The organism is Macrococcus equi (assembly GCF_047426745.1).
GTDB lineage: Bacteria > Bacillota > Bacilli > Staphylococcales > Staphylococcaceae > Macrococcoides > Macrococcoides equi.
Genome location: NZ_CP179732.1, coordinates 1,438,262 through 1,454,923, shown reverse-complemented (window position 1 = coordinate 1,454,923; position 16,662 = coordinate 1,438,262). Strand labels below are relative to the sequence as shown.

The 16,662-nt window shown below is 34.6% G+C and carries 16 protein-coding genes; 4 read left to right on the top strand and 12 right to left on the bottom strand.

The features are described from left to right. Positions 1 to 72: 72 nt before the first annotated feature. From ACMGE6_RS07625 to ACMGE6_RS07610, 4 genes are all read right to left on the bottom strand, one after another. Positions 73 to 441: a YlbF family regulator gene (locus ACMGE6_RS07625; RefSeq protein WP_414053324.1), complete on the bottom strand. Its 369-nt coding sequence runs from the start codon at positions 439 to 441 to the stop codon at positions 73 to 75. A gap of 67 nt (positions 442 to 508) precedes the next feature. Further along, positions 509 to 1,639 carry a DUF445 domain-containing protein gene (locus ACMGE6_RS07620; protein ID WP_414053323.1) on the bottom strand — a complete coding sequence of 377 codons (1,131 nt, stop codon included), beginning with the start codon at positions 1,637 to 1,639 and terminating at the stop codon, positions 509 to 511. A 95-nt stretch (positions 1,640 to 1,734) separates the two neighbouring features. Beyond that, positions 1,735 to 2,199 (bottom strand): XRE family transcriptional regulator XdrA, encoded by a 465-nt coding sequence (locus tag ACMGE6_RS07615; protein WP_414045899.1) that lies wholly within the window; start codon positions 2,197 to 2,199, stop codon positions 1,735 to 1,737. A gap of 181 nt (positions 2,200 to 2,380) precedes the next feature. After that, positions 2,381 to 3,685 (bottom strand): dicarboxylate/amino acid:cation symporter, encoded by a 1,305-nt coding sequence (locus ACMGE6_RS07610; RefSeq protein WP_414053322.1) that lies wholly within the window; start codon positions 3,683 to 3,685, stop codon positions 2,381 to 2,383. A gap of 224 nt (positions 3,686 to 3,909) precedes the next feature. Between ACMGE6_RS07610 and ACMGE6_RS07605 the strand changes: the two genes are divergently transcribed. Then, positions 3,910 to 4,776 (top strand): cation diffusion facilitator family transporter, encoded by an 867-nt coding sequence (locus ACMGE6_RS07605; RefSeq protein ID WP_414047087.1) that lies wholly within the window; start codon positions 3,910 to 3,912, stop codon positions 4,774 to 4,776. 12 nt (positions 4,777 to 4,788) lie between these two features. On the opposite strand, the gene ACMGE6_RS07600 is transcribed toward ACMGE6_RS07605, so the two are convergent. Together ACMGE6_RS07600 and ACMGE6_RS07595 are read right to left on the bottom strand one after the other, a co-directional pair. After that, positions 4,789 to 5,037: a hypothetical protein gene (locus ACMGE6_RS07600; RefSeq protein ID WP_414045896.1), complete on the bottom strand. Its 249-nt coding sequence runs from the start codon at positions 5,035 to 5,037 to the stop codon at positions 4,789 to 4,791. Positions 5,038 to 5,206: 169 nt separating this feature from the next. Beyond that, positions 5,207 to 5,638: a hypothetical protein gene (locus ACMGE6_RS07595; RefSeq protein ID WP_414053321.1), complete on the bottom strand. Its 432-nt coding sequence runs from the start codon at positions 5,636 to 5,638 to the stop codon at positions 5,207 to 5,209. Between the two features lie 126 nt (positions 5,639 to 5,764). On the opposite strand from ACMGE6_RS07595, the gene ACMGE6_RS07590 reads away from it, so the two are divergent. Then, positions 5,765 to 6,031: a GNAT family N-acetyltransferase gene (locus ACMGE6_RS07590; RefSeq protein WP_414047090.1), complete on the top strand. Its 267-nt coding sequence runs from the start codon at positions 5,765 to 5,767 to the stop codon at positions 6,029 to 6,031. 357 nt (positions 6,032 to 6,388) lie between these two features. Here ACMGE6_RS07590 and ACMGE6_RS07585 read toward each other — a convergent pair whose 3' ends face one another. Genes ACMGE6_RS07585 through ACMGE6_RS07575 form a run of 3 tightly spaced genes read right to left on the bottom strand, consistent with a single transcriptional unit; the run spans position 6,389 to position 9,683 of the window. After that, positions 6,389 to 7,012 carry a response regulator transcription factor gene (locus ACMGE6_RS07585; RefSeq protein ID WP_414045893.1) on the bottom strand — a complete coding sequence of 208 codons (624 nt, stop codon included), beginning with the start codon at positions 7,010 to 7,012 and terminating at the stop codon, positions 6,389 to 6,391. Further along, positions 6,993 to 8,123, bottom strand: coding sequence for a GAF domain-containing sensor histidine kinase (locus ACMGE6_RS07580; protein ID WP_414053320.1), 1,131 nt, complete (start codon positions 8,121 to 8,123; stop codon positions 6,993 to 6,995). The genes ACMGE6_RS07585 and ACMGE6_RS07580 overlap by 20 nt, the downstream gene beginning before the upstream one ends. Before the next feature lie 18 nt (positions 8,124 to 8,141). Continuing rightward, positions 8,142 to 9,683, bottom strand: a complete 1,542-nt coding sequence (locus ACMGE6_RS07575; protein ID WP_414045891.1) for a GNAT family N-acetyltransferase — start codon at positions 9,681 to 9,683, stop codon at positions 8,142 to 8,144. Positions 9,684 to 9,799: 116 nt separating this feature from the next. Between ACMGE6_RS07575 and ACMGE6_RS07570 the strand changes: the two genes are divergently transcribed. Together ACMGE6_RS07570 and ACMGE6_RS07565 are read left to right on the top strand one after the other, a co-directional pair. After that, positions 9,800 to 10,618: an RluA family pseudouridine synthase gene (locus tag ACMGE6_RS07570; RefSeq protein WP_414053319.1), complete on the top strand. Its 819-nt coding sequence runs from the start codon at positions 9,800 to 9,802 to the stop codon at positions 10,616 to 10,618. A gap of 78 nt (positions 10,619 to 10,696) precedes the next feature. Beyond that, positions 10,697 to 11,305 (top strand): nitroreductase family protein, encoded by a 609-nt coding sequence (locus ACMGE6_RS07565; protein ID WP_414053318.1) that lies wholly within the window; start codon positions 10,697 to 10,699, stop codon positions 11,303 to 11,305. A gap of 145 nt (positions 11,306 to 11,450) precedes the next feature. Here the strand turns inward: ACMGE6_RS07565 and ACMGE6_RS07560 are convergent, their stop codons facing one another. The 3 genes from ACMGE6_RS07560 to fumC are packed head-to-tail and all read right to left on the bottom strand — an operon-like array spanning position 11,451 to position 16,611. Further along, complete coding sequence (locus tag ACMGE6_RS07560; protein ID WP_414053317.1) at positions 11,451 to 13,601, bottom strand: RNA degradosome polyphosphate kinase; 2,151 nt, start codon at positions 13,599 to 13,601, stop codon at positions 11,451 to 11,453. 60 nt (positions 13,602 to 13,661) lie between these two features. Next, positions 13,662 to 15,194, bottom strand: a complete 1,533-nt coding sequence (gene ppx, locus ACMGE6_RS07555; RefSeq protein WP_414045887.1) for an exopolyphosphatase — start codon at positions 15,192 to 15,194, stop codon at positions 13,662 to 13,664. A 31-nt stretch (positions 15,195 to 15,225) separates the two neighbouring features. After that, the gene (gene fumC, locus ACMGE6_RS07550) at positions 15,226 to 16,611 is read right to left on the bottom strand and encodes a class II fumarate hydratase (protein ID WP_414053316.1); all 1,386 of its coding nucleotides are present in this window, start codon (positions 16,609 to 16,611) and stop codon (positions 15,226 to 15,228) included. Positions 16,612 to 16,662: the final 51 nt, after the last annotated feature.

Genomic DNA, 16,662 nt, shown 5'->3' with positions numbered 1-16,662 from the left:
CAAAAAGTAAATACTTTTTGTTTATTTGAATAATTATTTAATTATTGTACTGTAAAGCTTATAAATTATCAATTAAGCTTCAGGTGTTTGTTCAGTTTGAACACCATATAAATCTTCAAGTGGTTTCATGATGACACGGTTAATTTCCTGAATCATAAAGCTCATTTTTTGTTCAGCTTCCATTAATTTAGAAATGTTTTCATCTTTTTCGATTAATTCTGCAGTAGATTGTGCAGCATTTAAATCATCTTCAGTAATTTCTTGACCTGACATTTGTTTTTCTTGTAAGTTTAATTGAATCTTTCTGAAATCATCAAAGATTTTCTTTGATTCAGGGTTGTTATTTACCGCTGAATAATGTTCTTTAATCGCATTATATTCGTCACTTTGACGTAACGCACTTTCTAAACGGTTAGCTTCATCATAAATATTTACAGACATAATCATTCTCCTTTAATTTTACATATAATTTAATTGTTCTTAAACAATATACCATAAATCACTTCTGTTATACAAAGAGTGCGATTATACCTTGCACGAGACCGATAATACCACCTAACAGAAATCCTAAAAATGTAATCATCTTTAATTCTTTATTTGATATTTCAATGACGAGTTGCTCAAGAAATGCGAGTTCAAAATTATCTATTTGCTGTTTAACAATTTCTGCAATATGAACTTTTTCTAAAATATCAGCAATATTATCAGATGTCTTGGTAATCGCGTAATGTACAAATCGATCACTGCCTGTACCTTCTAAGTAATCAAAAGCTTTTGGTGCAAGTTGTACAAGGGGTGTTTTCGTATAGTGCTCAAGATTAACTTGAGTAATAATCTGTTCAATTAAATTTTCTTTTATTTGATTTACTTCATTCTCTTTTATAAACTGTGAAGGCTGTTTCATTAAAAGAGCATGATATTCACGTTGTACTTCTGTTTCTATAATATTGTTCAGCTTCTCTTCTCTGCTTAATGCGTTAAATTCTTTAATTACTCGATCTGCTATCATTTCTTTTGTCATGAACATTTGAATCATACTTACTAAACGACCCTTTTCCATGAAGAAACGATCAATCATCATCATGATGTCGTTATAACCTTTTTCTGAATTAACATAATCACGTAGTTTAACCATAATCATCTGAGATAATTGGTTAACCTGTGTATCCAGTTTAGTTCGTAAGTCCATCGGTAAAAGTGTTTCTATCGGTTCATCAATACGGGCAATGACTGTATCATCAATCACTTGAGAAAGTTGAAGACGTAATTTATCGTTACCCAGTGCTGTAACATCAATATTAAATCGCTTGGCAAAATCATCTACTGAATATTCCCCGGTCTTTATTGTCTGAACTTGACGTACTACAAAATCTTTAATAAACCCTTCTGTTTGAGGTGTCATTAACTTTTCTTTAAATACTTCTGGCGTCAGTAAATGTTGGGTAACCATCTCACCCATTTTTAAAGATAATTCATTTCTGCGCTTTGGAATTAACCCAGGTGTAAATGGTAGTTGTTTACCGAAAAGAAACTTCGGTTCAAACGGTCTGAATAACATCTTTATTGCAATATAGTTTGTAAATCCTCCGATTAAGGCCCCAATCAGCCCCATAAATAATACGACAAATAATGCGTTCAATATGCCACCTCTTTATATTTAATAGTTATTAGTTTAATACCTCTAAACCAAAAAAACAAACGCAAAGCTGCGTTTGTTTAAAGGATACAAAGATATTAAACTGTTACTAAGTTTTCGCTTTTCTTCTTATTAAAGAACATCTCTGCTTCACGTGCTTTATTTGATCCATATAAAGGTTGCGTTGAACCATCTAACACACGGTAAAGATTAGAAATCTTATTTTGTTGTAATACGATATCACGATCTGATTCAATCGTTGTCCACCATAATTCATTTTTGTTATCAGCATCAGGATAAGCACATGCACCACGAGAAATCACTTGAATTACTTCTAATGGGTCGCCTCCTAAAGTGTTTTGTAACACTTCTGAATCTCTAAATAAAGCACACAAAGAAACACAAGTCGTCCAGTTTGGTAAAACACGCTCTTTCTCAATTTGAACTAAAGTCTTCTTTGATAAGCCAATCGTTTGAGCCATTGTGTCTTGTGTATATCCCGCTTCGATACGCACCATTTTAAATTTTGTTTGTAATAAATCTGTGAACTGCTGTTTATCCATTGTTATACGACCTTTCTTTCTAATGATTAATTTATGTCATAAATGCTTTAAAATATAAGTTGAAATAATACACATTCATCTAAAGTGACTTTACCATCTTAATATAATTTACAAAAAATTAAAAGAGGAAACCTTTAAAAAGTATCCTCTTTTTTAAAATTAATTTATTTATCTGTCACAATTACGTAATTTTCGTACCATTTTTTGATAAGTAACGTTTTTCTTGTTCTGAAATGACTACTGCACATGCTGCATCTCCTGAAATATTGACAGCTGTTCTTGTCATATCTAATAATCTATCTATTCCTAGAATTATACCGATAGCCGCTGGATTAAGTCCGACTGAAGTAAGTACCATTGCAAGCATCACTAGACCAGCACCAGGTACACCCGCTGTTCCTACTGAAGCCACTACAGCAACTACAACTACTGTTACCATTTGTCCAACTGTTAAATCTACACCTGATATTTGTGCGATAAAAATTGTAGCAACACCCTGCATAATTGCTGTACCATCCATATTTATAGTAGCACCTAAAGGTTGTACAAATGATGAAATTTCTTTACGCACTTCCAGGTTATCCTGCGCACACTCTAATGATATTGGTAAAGTCGCATTTGAACTTGATGAACTAAATCCGACTGTCATAGCAGGTGCGAATCCTTTAAAGAACCAAACCGGATTTCTTCTGGCAAGGAAAGTTATAGCACCACCATAAACTAAAATCATATGTAATAAAAGTGCCAGTAATACTACAAAAAAATACATTCCTAATTGCTTAATAGCACCAAATCCTGCGTTCGTAAATGCAGTAGCTACCAAGCCAAAAGTACCAATCGGAGCAAAATACTGCATAATTGCTGTAACTATAAACATAAGTATTTCATTGCTCTGTTCAAATAATACTTTAACTGCTGATACTTTCTCTCTGAGCGCAATCATGCCGATACCGATGAAAATCGCAAATGTTATTACCTGCAACATATTAGTTTCGCTCATCGCAAGTACTGGATTTTTAGGAACTAAATTAATCAATGTTTGATCAAATGATTGATTTGCAGATGTGCCTTCTTCTTTAGCAGCAGCAGCTTTTTTCTTTTGCTCAACTTCATAGGTCTTAACTTCATCACTATTTAATAAATCACCCTTGCCTGTACCTGGTTTAAAAACTAATGCAAGTACCATAGCAAGTGTAATCGCCAGCGCTGTTGTAATAAGAAAGAAAGTAATTGTTTTTAGACCAATTGACCCTAGGTGTTTAGGATCACCTACACCTAAAACCCCTAATACAATAGAAACAAATACAACCGGAACGACTAGCATAAAAATTAGATTTAAGAATACTTGCCCGATAACATTGAAAATATACTGATTCGTCCATTTTACCCACTCAGTATCTTGAAATAAATTAAATATAGAACCGATAGCAATACCTGCAACTAAAGCAATCACAATTCTGACTGTCATATTCCCCTTAAGTTTCATGTGCTCTCTCCTTTGTTTTGAATTTTCTGACTATTACAATAATTATAAAATATTTATCAGCGATTGTAAATTGTTCATTTCTCTTCAATAGTTGAAACTATTTGAGGCCAATGATTTCAAAGAATCAAACTATTATGAATAGTATTTTTTAAACAGCGATACTAGTAATTTCGAATATTTTAATTGATAATAATAAGACATGATTAATTGAGAGGATGAATATAATGCAAGTCAAAGATCAACTCGCTAAAGCTCAGCAAGGGGCTAAAGTTAGTATTATTATGTATGTGTTACTGACGACATTAAAGCTTCTATTTGGTTATATCAATGGATCACAGGCACTTGTTGCTGACGGATTGAACAATGCAACAGATGTGGTATCATCCGTTGCCTTACTCATCGGTTTAGCGATTAGTATGAAACCCGCTGATGAAAATCATAACTATGGTCATTACCGTTCGGAATATATCGGTTCACTGATTGCTTCATTCATTATGTTTGCAGTAAGTGTGCAAGTCATTTTACAAGGCATTAATAATTATATTCATCAAAACTTCTCCACACCATCTATAGAAACGGCTGTAGTTGCGATACTTTCAGCGCTCGCGATGTTACTCGTTTATTTCTATAATAAAAGACTTGCCAAAAAAGTGGATTCTAGTGCATTAAAAGCAGCAGCCGCAGATAACTTATCCGATGCGTTAGTATCAGTTGGAACATTTATTGGGATTGTCGGTGTATTTTTAGGACTTCCGTTTTTAGATACCGTCGCTGCCATTGTTGTTGGATTATTAATTATGAAAACAGCGATAGAAATTTTCTTTGAAACCGCAATTACCTTAACCGATGGGTTTGATGCTGAGACACTCGATGAAATGAGAAAGATTGTGCTAAACGTTAAAGATGTATTATCAGTGGTAGATATTAAAGGAAGAAATCATGGAGTTATGACTTTTATAGATGTGACCGTGACAGTTGACCCGTTACTGACCGTCGCAGAAAGTCATGATATCACAGAAAATATTGAAAATGATATTAAAGAAGCATATGGCGCGATAGAAACAATCGTTCATCTGGAACCCCATGTATAGAAAAGAGGCAAATTATTTTGCCTCTTTTTCCTTTGTTTCAAGCAATTCTCTTAAATTTGAGCGCTTTTCGAATTTATTATCGATGAGAACTGATATGAAGATTAATACGATGATTAAAACTAATATAATCTTAAGATGAAATTTGAACATTAAAGCTCCGAAAATAAATGTCAAAGTTATAAAAGTAATCGTCGTAAATCGATACACATATCTTCCGTCTTTACGTAAATCATATGGATAATCAAGAAATGGATCGTTCATTAATCGCTCCATATTACGATGAAAGTAATGATGAAAATCAATGAATCTGTATATTGCAGTCATTAAAAATAGTAAAAATAATATGCTATGTACATATATATTATTAAAGTTAAGGTAAATCAGTGAAAATATTACCGTTATAATCGTAGACTTATGTTTCTTAATACTTTTAATCATGTAACTGATTACTTACGACCTCCCTTAAATCACTATGACGTTCAAAATACTCATCAAATACAATAATGGCAAGCATAATTCCACCAAACACCATAATGTAATCCCATAGAGAATTAAACGGTAGGATAAGTACTGAATAAATAAAATAAATAATCGTTAATTTTATGAGGAGTGGTATCAACCATATAATCAATACATCTATTTTAAAACTGATAAAGTATTTAAGATTGTGTCTTGTAATTTTAGGAATAATCCTACGTATTGATAAAGCATTTAAAACAGCAAAAATAAACAGAACGATAATCAGCATAATAATCACCATATATTCCGTCCACATTGCCGGTAAAATATCTTTTAACCCTAAATAAATAATCATGACAAGAAAAGACATCCATTCATCCCTCGCCCACCACTTATCAATCACACTACCACCTCTTTGGATTAATTGTATAATTATTACAGTTATTTATCAAATTAAATTTCATATCTCTTTTACTATACAAGTAATCAACGTATACTTATAACTATAATAAAATAAGAGGTGTTAAAAATGATGCATGTAAATAGAAAAGAAAATTTATTTTATATTGGAGACGTCTCTAGTCCAAAAGGTCAAATGACGTATGTAGAAAATGGTGATCAATTGATTATCGACCACACTGAAGTTGTTGAAGAACTTCAAGGAGAAGGTGCTGGCAAACAAATGGTCGAAGCTGCTGTTAAGTATGCGCGTGACAATAATAAAAAAATATTGCCGATTTGCCCGTTTGTGAAGAAAGTAATAGAAGAAACTCCTGAATTTCAGGATGTATTATAATAATAACCCCGAACCTTTACTAGTTGTAGTGGTTCGGGGTTACTTTTATTAGGGGCATCTTGTCTGATATATCGTGTTTATCGGACTTGTTTTACATAGTTCAATCGTTTTTACATGTGTCTTGTCCGATATATCATGTTTATCGGACTTGTTTTACATAGTTCAATCGTTTTTACGTGCATCTTGTCCGATATATCGTGTTTATCGGACTTGTTTTACATGGTTCAATCGTTTTTACGTGTATCTTGTCCGAAATATCATGTTTATCGGACTTGTTTTACATAGTTCAATCGTTTTTACGTGTATCTTGTCCGAAATATCGTGTTTATCGGACTTGTTTCACCATCGTACACGATTTTATTTATACAAATTATACTTCGCACCATACATTGAGGCTTGTGTACGATCCTTTACTTCAAGCTTCGTAAATATATGACTGACATGTGTTTTCACCGTCTTCTCAGAGACATAAAGTTTTTCTGCTATCTCTTTATTGGTCAATCCTTTTGACATTTCTGCCAGTACTTCAAGTTCACGTTTCGATAGTGGATTTTTGATATGTGGTAATTTAAGACCTAATTCTTTATATGCTTCCACACTTGGATGAAATGCCTGTTCTCCTGACAATACTCGTTTAATGGTATTTATCAACACATCTGGTTCACTATCTTTCATTTCATATCCATCTGCACCCGATTCTATCACACCCATGACATGCTCTTCATCAACAAAACTGGATAAAATGAGCACCTTTATCTCTGGATATTCTAATTTAATAGCTTTCGTTGTTGCTATCCCGTCCATATTCGGCATAACTAAATCCATAATAATGAGTTCGGGTAATTCACCGTTACGTAAATAGTCAAGCACTTCACTTCCATCACTAAAGTCAGCTACAACGTCAAATCCATCTTCAGTTGAAAGTAAAAACTTCATGCCTTGTCTAACGATATGATGATCATCAACGATTATTATTTTCATGACTTTGTCCTTTCGGATAATAGAATTCTATGATTGTTCCAACATCAATCTTACTATCTAAAACTATTTCGGCACCGACTTCCCCTGCACGCTGAGCAATATTTTTAAGTCCATGAGTAGGCAGAGTTTTAGCAGCACTAACTTTAAATCCTTTGCCTTCATCTGCAATGCGCATATAGATACTGTGTCCACTTTGTGTAAACTGAATCATTAGTCGATCCGTTGCTGCATGTTTCTTCACATTATTCATCGCTTCCTGAATAATCCTAAACATCGTATGCTCTAATCGACTTTCCAGGTTGAGTAAACCTGATACATTTATTTCCACCGTTAAACCCAGTACTTCAGCATAGTTTTTCACAGCTTCTACTAACCCTTGTTCAAGTCCGACGGGTTTCAACTGCCAGATGAGGGTACGCATTTCATTCACAGCATCCTGACTGGTTGACTCAATCATTTGAAAAGCTTGTTTAGAGCGTTTATCCTGTGTAATGGTTCCGGCTGCGTGCGCAGTAAGTTTTAGTGAAAACAGCATTTGATTGACAGAATCATGCAAGTCTCTAGCCAAGCGATTTCTTTCTTCTTGTAATGCAGATTCTCGTTCACGTTCTGTCAGATAAATACGTTTTATTGCACTTCCAATCTGAAAAGCAATTGATTCCAGTAATGCAAGATCTTCTTCTGAATAAACTTGTGTATTAGGGGTTGCTACGTTTAACAATCCAAATCGCTCATCTCCTGATTGTAGAGGCACAGTTGCGTGATGGGTGATTCCCCCTGTCTTATCACTGTATCGCTTATTCGCTTTAACAATGCGTGAGCATGTTATGATATTACTTGCTTTCGTTAACTTCTTCTGATGATAACGGGAAACACACCAGCACGGGCCTTCTGTCATATAACGACAATCGTCCATGAGTAAAGCATCAGGTAGGCCATAATCAGAGGCCAGGGTATGCGTCCCTTCTTCATCGATGAAGAATATCCAGCCAGTAGAAAAATTGGTCCCCTCAACCAATCGGTTAAGGGCACCATTCATCATTGAATATACTTCTGTTTCTTCGTTTAAAAACTCTGCTATCTCTTTTAAAAGTAATGTACTATTTTTCATCACTTCACCATTTCTTTTTTAGTCACGTTTATATTCTACGCGATATAAATCGTGTCGTCTATCACGTAATTGACGTACTGTACCGTCTTCACGCCCTCTACGTAATACTTCTAAGTCAACGTCCCCGATGATTACCATTTCATCGTTCTCACCAGTTTCACCAACAATACCGTCACGCGCAAAACCGAAATCACTTGGCGTATAGATACCTGAAGCTGAATATTGAATATCCATATTTTCAGTTTGTGGTAAGTTACCGCAAGTACCACTTGTTACTGTGTAGATTTGATTTTCAATCGCACGTGCCATTGAACAATATTTCACACGTAGGTAACTTTGTCTGTCTTCAGTTGAGAATGGAGTGAATATTATTTTAGCGCCTTTTTCTGTTGCGATACGTGCCATTTCAGGGAATTCACTGTCATAACAAATCTGGATAGCAATCTTACCACAATCCGTATCAAAAACTTCAACTTTCTTACCTGGTGAAATTCCCCACCATCTACGTTCATTTGGTGTTACATGAATCTTATACTGCTTCTCGATAGATCCATCGCGTCTAAATAAATAAGAAATATTATAAATATCGTCATTCTCTTCAACAAAGTGGCTTCCACCAATAATATTGATATTATAGCGCATCGCAAATTCATTGAACATTTCAATGTACTGCTCAGTATATTTCGTTAACTGACGAATCGATTCTGCAGGATTACGCTTCTCATCGAAACTCATCAACTGTGTCGTCAAAAGTTCAGGGAAGACAATAAAGTCACTACCCGCATCATATGCTACATCAACAAAATACTCGATTTGATTGGCGAACTCTTCAAATGAATCGATTTTACGCATCATATAGTTAACCGTACAAATTCTTACCGGGTAACTTGTTCTGAAATGTAAATTTGATTTCGCAACAAAGTCCGGATTATTCCATTCCATTAATGTAGCAAATTTACTACTCTTAACATCATCTTTTAAATAGTTCGGGTTGATACGCATCAGCGTAAAACCATTCATAAACTGGAAGGTTAATACCGGGTCTTTAATTTTACGTTTCATTACATCATTAACATATTCACGGGGCGTTAATTCATCCTGATATTGATGATAATTAGGAATACGACCACCAATAATGATTGATTTTAAGTTTAATTCATAGGCAATTTCTCTGCGTGCTTCGTATAGACGTTGTCCTACACGCATGCCTCGGTAATCAGGGTGAACCATTACTTCAATACCATATAAATTATGTCCATTATCATTATGATTCGTAATATATCCAGAATCAGTAATATCATTCCAGGTATGTTTATCATCGTACTCATCAAAGTTAATAATTAAACTTGAGCATGAACCGATAATCTTGCCGTCAAATTCAATAACCATTTGTCCACGTGGGAATAAGTTTAAATGAGATTCTAAATGAGCTCTCTCCCAAGGCTCCATGCCTGGAAAACAAATCTTTTGTAAAGCAATAATCTCATCGATATCATCAAAGGTCATCTGTCTTGCCTCAATCGATTTATTAAATTTCTCTAAATTAATTTCTTCTGTCATGTCAATTCTCCTCTGTTTCATCTATAATAAAAGTAAAGCGAATGATGATGAATAAAATTTGATATTAAATATTACCCTATTATTATACGACTTAATACGTTTTAGGAGAAAAAATTATGATTATAAATATTATTAATGATTGGGATGGCTTAAGTATTGAAGAAATGCTTAAAACACTGCACATCCCTAAGAAACCTATGCATGAACTTAGAATGTCAAAAGACATCACTATCAATGGAGAAGCTGCAAACTTACGTAGTACGATAAATGCTGGAGACACTCTTTATTTACCTATACCTGAAGAAGAAAGCGCCTATAAATCTAGCTACCGTCTATGTGAAGTGAAGTATGAAGATGAGCACTTAGCGATTCTCGTAAAACCTAAAGGGGTCAAAACCCATCCTAATGACATGGCAGAATCAAATACACTACTTAACCATGCAATGTACACACTGGATTCACCATATGTTGAACCCATTCACCGTCTTGACCAGGAAACAGTCGGATTGTTACTTGTAGCAAAAAATCCATTCATCAAGAAAATACTTGATCGTATGCTTGAAGAACGCCAAATCACTCGTACATATCGTGCAAAGGTTAAAAGTCATCTGCCTTTAAAACAACAAACGATCGATCTACCTATCGGAAAGGATAAATTTCATCCGAATAAACGACGCGTCTCTCAGACAGGAGATCGTGCTGTTACTCATATTGTAAGTTCAAAAGCATTAGGTGATGGCATTGCACAAGTCGAGTTAACACTAGAAACAGGACGTACACATCAAATACGTGTACACTTAGCGGCCATTGGTTATCCTGTGCTCGGTGATCCTTTATACAGCGATTCAAAATTAAGACAGTTATCACTTGAGAGTTACAAATTAGAGTTTATTCATCCGTTAACCCATGAAAAGGTTATTGCAACGCTTGATTAAGCAATAAAATTGCATAATAATATAAAGATTTATATGATAATTATCGTATAAATCTTTATTTAATTTAGGAGGCACACCATGGAATCTGTACACAATAAATTATTAACACGTAAAGCGGTCAAAGTATATGACCCTGAATATAAAATGACTGAACAAGAAATCCTTGAATTATTAGACGCTGCAAATCAGGCACCGTCTGCCTGGAACCTGCAGCACTGGAAGTTTATCGTCGTTCATAGCGACGCTGCTAAAGAAAAGTTATTACCACTTGCTTATAATCAGGCACAAATTAAAGATGCCAGCGCAACATTTATTATCTTAGGAGATAAAGAAGCAAACAAAAATATAGATACTGTATTTAATCCGGCTATTGAAGCAGGCACGATGACCGAAGAAATAAAACAAGCCATTGCTGGTCAAGTAAATGGTGCTTACAGTAATGACTTTTACCCTACTGAAGCGGCTATTATGAACTCAGCGTTCCCCGCAATGCAGCTAATGAATTTTGCAACGTTAAAAGATTTAGGCACATGTGCTATTGGTGGCTTTAACCGTACAGCAGTACAAGATACTTTTGATATCGAGGACCGTTATATCCCTGCATTACTTATTACTGTGGGTAAAGCACTTAAAGAACCACGTGCAAGTAAAAGACGCCCAGTAGCATCAATTACACAATTTGTATAATAAAAATCCCGTTCAATCAATTGAACGGGATTTTTTAATTCAATGCAGGACCTATTCAAATTTCAGCTATCCTTTGAAATCAAATAGCGATTTCATAGGAATAGCTTCCAATTTGTTCTGTCCTGGACGCATTGAAAATAGCCTCTTATTTTTTTAATCTATCTCTTACAAATCCTAATAATTTAGCGCGTTTACTCATCACAGGTTTTGGTTCAACTTCTTTCGTCTTAACTAATTGACGTTTATAACTTTCCGCCTGATTCACAAGTTCTTCCTGAGAGTTTACAGCTGAGTTATCATTACGTACATAATGATACACACCACTTGCATCCTGCTCACGTGCTTTTTGATTATCATTAAGTTGTAAGTCTAATATTTCTTTCAGCTCAGTAACAATCTTAGGATCTAATATCGGGAATAAGATTTCTACCCGCTTAATCATGTTACGTGTCATCATATCCGCTGAAGATAGATACATTTTTTCTGCACCGTTATGATAGAAATAGTAGATTCTTGAGTGCTCAAGGAAGCGTCCGACAATACTAATGACGCGAATATTCTCACTAATACCAGCAATGCCAGGGCGTAGACAACAAATACCACGAATGATCAACTTCACTTTAACGCCAGCTTGACTTGCTTCATATAACTTCTTAATAACTGTTTTGTCGGTAAGTGAATTCATCTTCGCAATAATCAAGCCGTTGCCATGTTCTTTATGACATGTAATCTCCTGATTAATATGCTCAACAAACTCATCACGAATCTCAAATGGCGCCACATGTAATTTCTTATATGTCGGCTTCTCAGAATAACCACTTAAATAGTTAAAGAAGTTCATGGCATCCTGACCAATTTCTTTATTTGTCGTGATAATACCCATATCTGTATATATTTTAGCTGTTTTATCGTTATAGTTTCCTGTACCTAAATGGACGTAAGGCACTACTTCATCGCCTACTTTTTTAACGACTAATGTAATCTTAGAATGTGTTTTTAAATGCGTCATACCATAGATAACATGACAACCTGCTTCTTCCAGCATTCTCGCCCAGTGTACATTATTCTCTTCATCAAAACGTGCTTTTAATTCAACTAATACAGTGACTTGCTTTCCTGCTTCTGCAGCATTCTTTAAGGCATCAATGATAGGAGAATCACTTGATACACGGTATAATGTCTGTTTAATCGCTAATGTATTTGGATCAACCGAAGCTTCTTTAATAAAGTCAACGATCGGTTGGAATGATTCATATGGATGATGGAAGAAAATATCATGTTTATTCGCTTCCTCATACACATTGCCACCATTTAAATATTTCGGAGGAGCCGCTTCAAATGGTTTAAATGCTAACTGTGGATATTTCTTCTCAATCATACCTGATAACTGGAATAACATTGTTAAATCCAGTGGTCCATCAATTTTATAGATATCACGTGCTTCAATTTCTAATTCATTCATCAGGAATGAACCATTTATAGATGTGTCGTGTCTTGTATCAATTTCCAGACGAACAGCTGCACCACTTTTACGTTTCTTCAGGAATTTCTCAATTTCAATTAATAAGTCTTCTGCACCATCTTCATGGATTGTTAAATCAGCATTTCTAGTGATACGGAAAGTAAAAGTACGAATGACTTTGTATCCGAAGAATAGTTTATCGATGAAATGATTAATCACATCTTCTAACAGGACAAATATTGTACGATCATTATTCTTTAACTGGATGATACGATTAAGTAATGCAGGAATTTGGACGATAGCTGATTTCTTTTCACCAGCATCCGTTTCTACATCAACAAAAATATTTAATGACTTATTTGATAATTTAGGAAAAGGTCTGTAAGCATCGATTCCAAGCGGCGTCAATGTCGGTAAGATTTCAAAATTAAACTTTTGTTCAATAATCTCATAGTTTTCTGGTGATAATTCGTCGATTGCTTTGAAGTATACTTGATAGCCTTCTAACTCCTGAATCAGTGTTTTATACTGATCATATTGCAACTTCACATTTTCACGATTTGCTTTATCAATCGCTACTAATTGTTCAGTCGGTGTGAGTTGTGTCTTATTTTCAGGTTCACTGAAATTCATCGCTACCTGATCTTTAAGTCCACCTACACGTACCATAAAGAACTCATCGGCATTAGAACTTGCAATCGCTAAAAACTTAAGACGTTCAAGCAATGGATTTTTCTTATCAAACGCTTCTTCAATTACACGACGGTTAAAACCTACCCAGCTTACCTCTCTATTGTTGTAAAATGCTTTGTTGTTTAAATCTACTTTTTCCATTATCGTCACATCCACTTTTATTGTATTCTAAATTTAACAGTCTATATTAGTTATACCGAACTATTGTAAAGTTTTTGTAAAAATGAGGTTAAGTTTTGACTTTATCAATTTTTCTATGTGTTTTTTCTGACGCTCAGCTTGATATTCTTCTGCGATTGCATCACCAGTATATTCAATAACTAAATCAATATCATCGTCATTTTTCTTAAAGTATAAGGCTTGAACGATATTTGTATTACTAATATTAAGGGCATAAGCAAACTTTAAGATACTTCCGAGCATTTGAATCACTTCACGTTCCTCACTATTGAACCATCGTGTTTCATCTTCATAAAATTTAAGTAATGATTTATTTTTATAGCTGGCAAGCAGAGCAAGTTTGACTCTGTCTTTATGACTAATACCATTTAGGCTTGAATTGGAAAGAATATAGTAAGTATGTTGACTTGACGCATCAGAATCGATATAACTTCCTAAATAATAGAGATACGCAGCGTGTTTTAAAAATGTCTTATCGCGCTTATTCCCATCAATAAGTTCAAGCTTATCCAGCTCATAATATAATGTCTCAGCAATCATTACGCGTTGGTTTGCTTCTTCCTGATTAATATTATAATCTGATGCTAAATTCTTTAATGAATCTTTAAACACATTATCTTTATCAAAGGGAAGCACGTATTCTTCTTCCAGAATACTCATTATCACACCTTCACGTAAGCCTTTACGTGAAAAGATAAATTCAGTTGCTTCCACTTCATCAAATAAAGTATTAAATAATACACATGATGGAACAATAATATCCTGACGATCACGACTTAAACCATCTAAGTCTTCCAGTTCATCCTGCGAGGCTTTCGTTAAGTTCTCAAATACTAATTCAAGATCTTTTTCTTTCATGGCATAACCATGCACCCCTGCTATCGGATATTCAGTTAGAGACTGATGGATACGTGCAATATTTCGTGCTGAGCCACCAATTGCAATGATAGGTACACGACGTTTTTCTAACCAACGTAAACTTCTAAGCTGCTCCTGAATAAATTGAGCTGCCTGTTCAATTGCATACCTATCATTATGTGCTTTACCTTTAAAGAACATATTTTGAAGCGTTACTACACCAAACGGGAAACTGTGAGAAAACTTAAGTTCCTTGTCTTCAAAAAATGTTACTTCAGTACTACCGCCACCAATGTCTACCGTTACACCATCTTCATAATCTAACGTATTGATAACCGCATAAAATCCAAAGTAAGCTTCTTCTTCTTCAGAAATAATACGCATTTCAATGCCAGTATTTTCTTTAACTTTTACGATGACATCTTCAATATTTTTAGCTTGTCTGACTGCAGCTGTAGCCACTGGGTACAATGCATTCACATCAAATTTCTGAGCTACTTTCTGAAAGCTATTTAATGTTTCACAAAGTACTTCAATACCTTTATCAGACATTACTTTATCGTCACTTAAAAACTGATATAAACGTGCAGGTGTTTTTATATTTTGTAATTCCTGTAATCCAGTTTCTTTAGAATACTCAAATATTACAAGACGAATCGTATTTGAGCCAATGTCTACTAAACCTAATCTTTTCATACCATACCTGCCCTTTCAAATATAAAAACTCTTATTTTGGATGAATCATTTCTTCTGGCTTAATCCATTCATCAAATTGTGCTTCAGTTAAGAAACCTGAATTAATTGCAGATTCTTTTAATGTTAATCCTTCTTTATGAGCAGTTTTAGCGATATGCGCTGCTTTTTCATAACCAATATGTGGATTTAATGCTGTAACAAGCATTAATGACTGATTTAAATAGTTGCTGATATTTTCTTCAATCGGTTCAATACCAACAGCACAATTATCATTAAATGAATTCATACCATCCGCTAATAAATAGATTGATTGTAATGTGTTGTACATAATAACAGGCTTAAATACGTTTAATTCAAAGTTACCTTGACTTGCCGCAATACCTACTGCTGCATCATTTCCCATTACCTGAACAGCAACCATCGTTAACATTTCAGATTGCGTTGGATTTACTTTACCAGGCATAATTGATGAACCTGGTTCATTTTCAGGAATTGATAATTCAGCTAATCCTGCACGAGGTCCAGATGATAACCAGCGTACATCATTTGCAATCTTCATTAAATCAGCAGCTAATGCTTTAAGTGCACCATGTACAAAAGTTACTTCATCATGCGCTGTTAAAGCATGGAATTTATTTGGAGATGACACAAATGCATAACCTGTTTGTTCCCCGATTTGCTTAGCAACACGATCACCAAATTCAGGATGTGCGTTAATACCTGTGCCTACCGCTGTCCCACCAATTGCAAGACTTAACAATTCTTTTTTAGAATGATTCAGTAAAGATTCACATTTATCAAGCATGTAGCGCCATCCAGAAATCTCTTGTCCTAGTGTAAGTGGTGTAGCATCTTGTAAGTGCGTACGTCCAATCTTTATAATATCCGCAAATTTTTCTTCTTTTGCTTTGAATGTATTGCGTAGATTATCTAATGCTGGCATCAGTTTTGCTTCAATCTCGTGGAAAAGTGCTACATGCATTGCAGTAGGATAAGTATCATTCGATGATTGAGACTTATTCACATCGTCATTTGGATGAACAGATTCTGTACTTCCCGCTTCATTTAAATATTGATTCGCAACAAAAGCAACGACTTCATTTACGTTCATGTTACTTTGAGTACCAGAACCTGTCTGCCATACTACTAATGGAAAATGATCATCTAATTTACCTGATAACACATCATCACATGCTTTTACAATTGCATCAGATTTTTCTGCAGATAATTTACAAAGATCCTTATTTACAATTGCAGCAGCTTTCTTTAAATGCGCAAAACCATAAACCACTTCAATCGGCATCTGTTCTTTTCCTACTGGAAAGTTTTGTTTACTACGTTGCGTTTGAGCACCCCAGAACTTCTCAGCTGGTACTTCGATTTCACCAAATGTATCATGTTCAATTCTAAAAGACATTCAAATTCTCCCCTTATTCACTTTGATACTTTTATTCTACATTAAACAGCG

Excerpts from the sequence above, each read along its gene's own strand:
- ACMGE6_RS07585 (WP_414045893.1), bottom strand. The coding sequence starts at position 7,012 with ATGAAAATAATAATCGTTGATGATCATCATATCGTTAGACAAGGCATG.
- ACMGE6_RS07580 (WP_414053320.1), bottom strand. The coding sequence starts at position 8,123 with ATGAAAAATAGTACATTACTTTTAAAAGAGATAGCAGAGTTTTTAAAC.
- ACMGE6_RS07565 (WP_414053318.1), top strand. The coding sequence starts at position 10,697 with ATGGAATCTGTACACAATAAATTATTAACACGTAAAGCGGTCAAAGTA.
- ACMGE6_RS07625 (WP_414053324.1), bottom strand. The coding sequence starts at position 441 with ATGTCTGTAAATATTTATGATGAAGCTAACCGTTTAGAAAGTGCGTTA.
- ppx (WP_414045887.1), bottom strand. The coding sequence starts at position 15,194 with ATGAAAAGATTAGGTTTAGTAGACATTGGCTCAAATACGATTCGTCTT.
- ACMGE6_RS07615 (WP_414045899.1), bottom strand. The coding sequence starts at position 2,199 with ATGGATAAACAGCAGTTCACAGATTTATTACAAACAAAATTTAAAATG.
- ACMGE6_RS07610 (WP_414053322.1), bottom strand. The coding sequence starts at position 3,685 with ATGAAACTTAAGGGGAATATGACAGTCAGAATTGTGATTGCTTTAGTT.
- ACMGE6_RS07590 (WP_414047090.1), top strand. The coding sequence starts at position 5,765 with ATGATGCATGTAAATAGAAAAGAAAATTTATTTTATATTGGAGACGTC.
- ACMGE6_RS07605 (WP_414047087.1), top strand. The coding sequence starts at position 3,910 with ATGCAAGTCAAAGATCAACTCGCTAAAGCTCAGCAAGGGGCTAAAGTT.
- ACMGE6_RS07575 (WP_414045891.1), bottom strand. The coding sequence starts at position 9,683 with ATGACAGAAGAAATTAATTTAGAGAAATTTAATAAATCGATTGAGGCA.
- fumC (WP_414053316.1), bottom strand. The coding sequence starts at position 16,611 with ATGTCTTTTAGAATTGAACATGATACATTTGGTGAAATCGAAGTACCA.
- ACMGE6_RS07570 (WP_414053319.1), top strand. The coding sequence starts at position 9,800 with ATGATTATAAATATTATTAATGATTGGGATGGCTTAAGTATTGAAGAA.
- ACMGE6_RS07560 (WP_414053317.1), bottom strand. The coding sequence starts at position 13,601 with ATGGAAAAAGTAGATTTAAACAACAAAGCATTTTACAACAATAGAGAG.
- ACMGE6_RS07600 (WP_414045896.1), bottom strand. The coding sequence starts at position 5,037 with ATGAACGATCCATTTCTTGATTATCCATATGATTTACGTAAAGACGGA.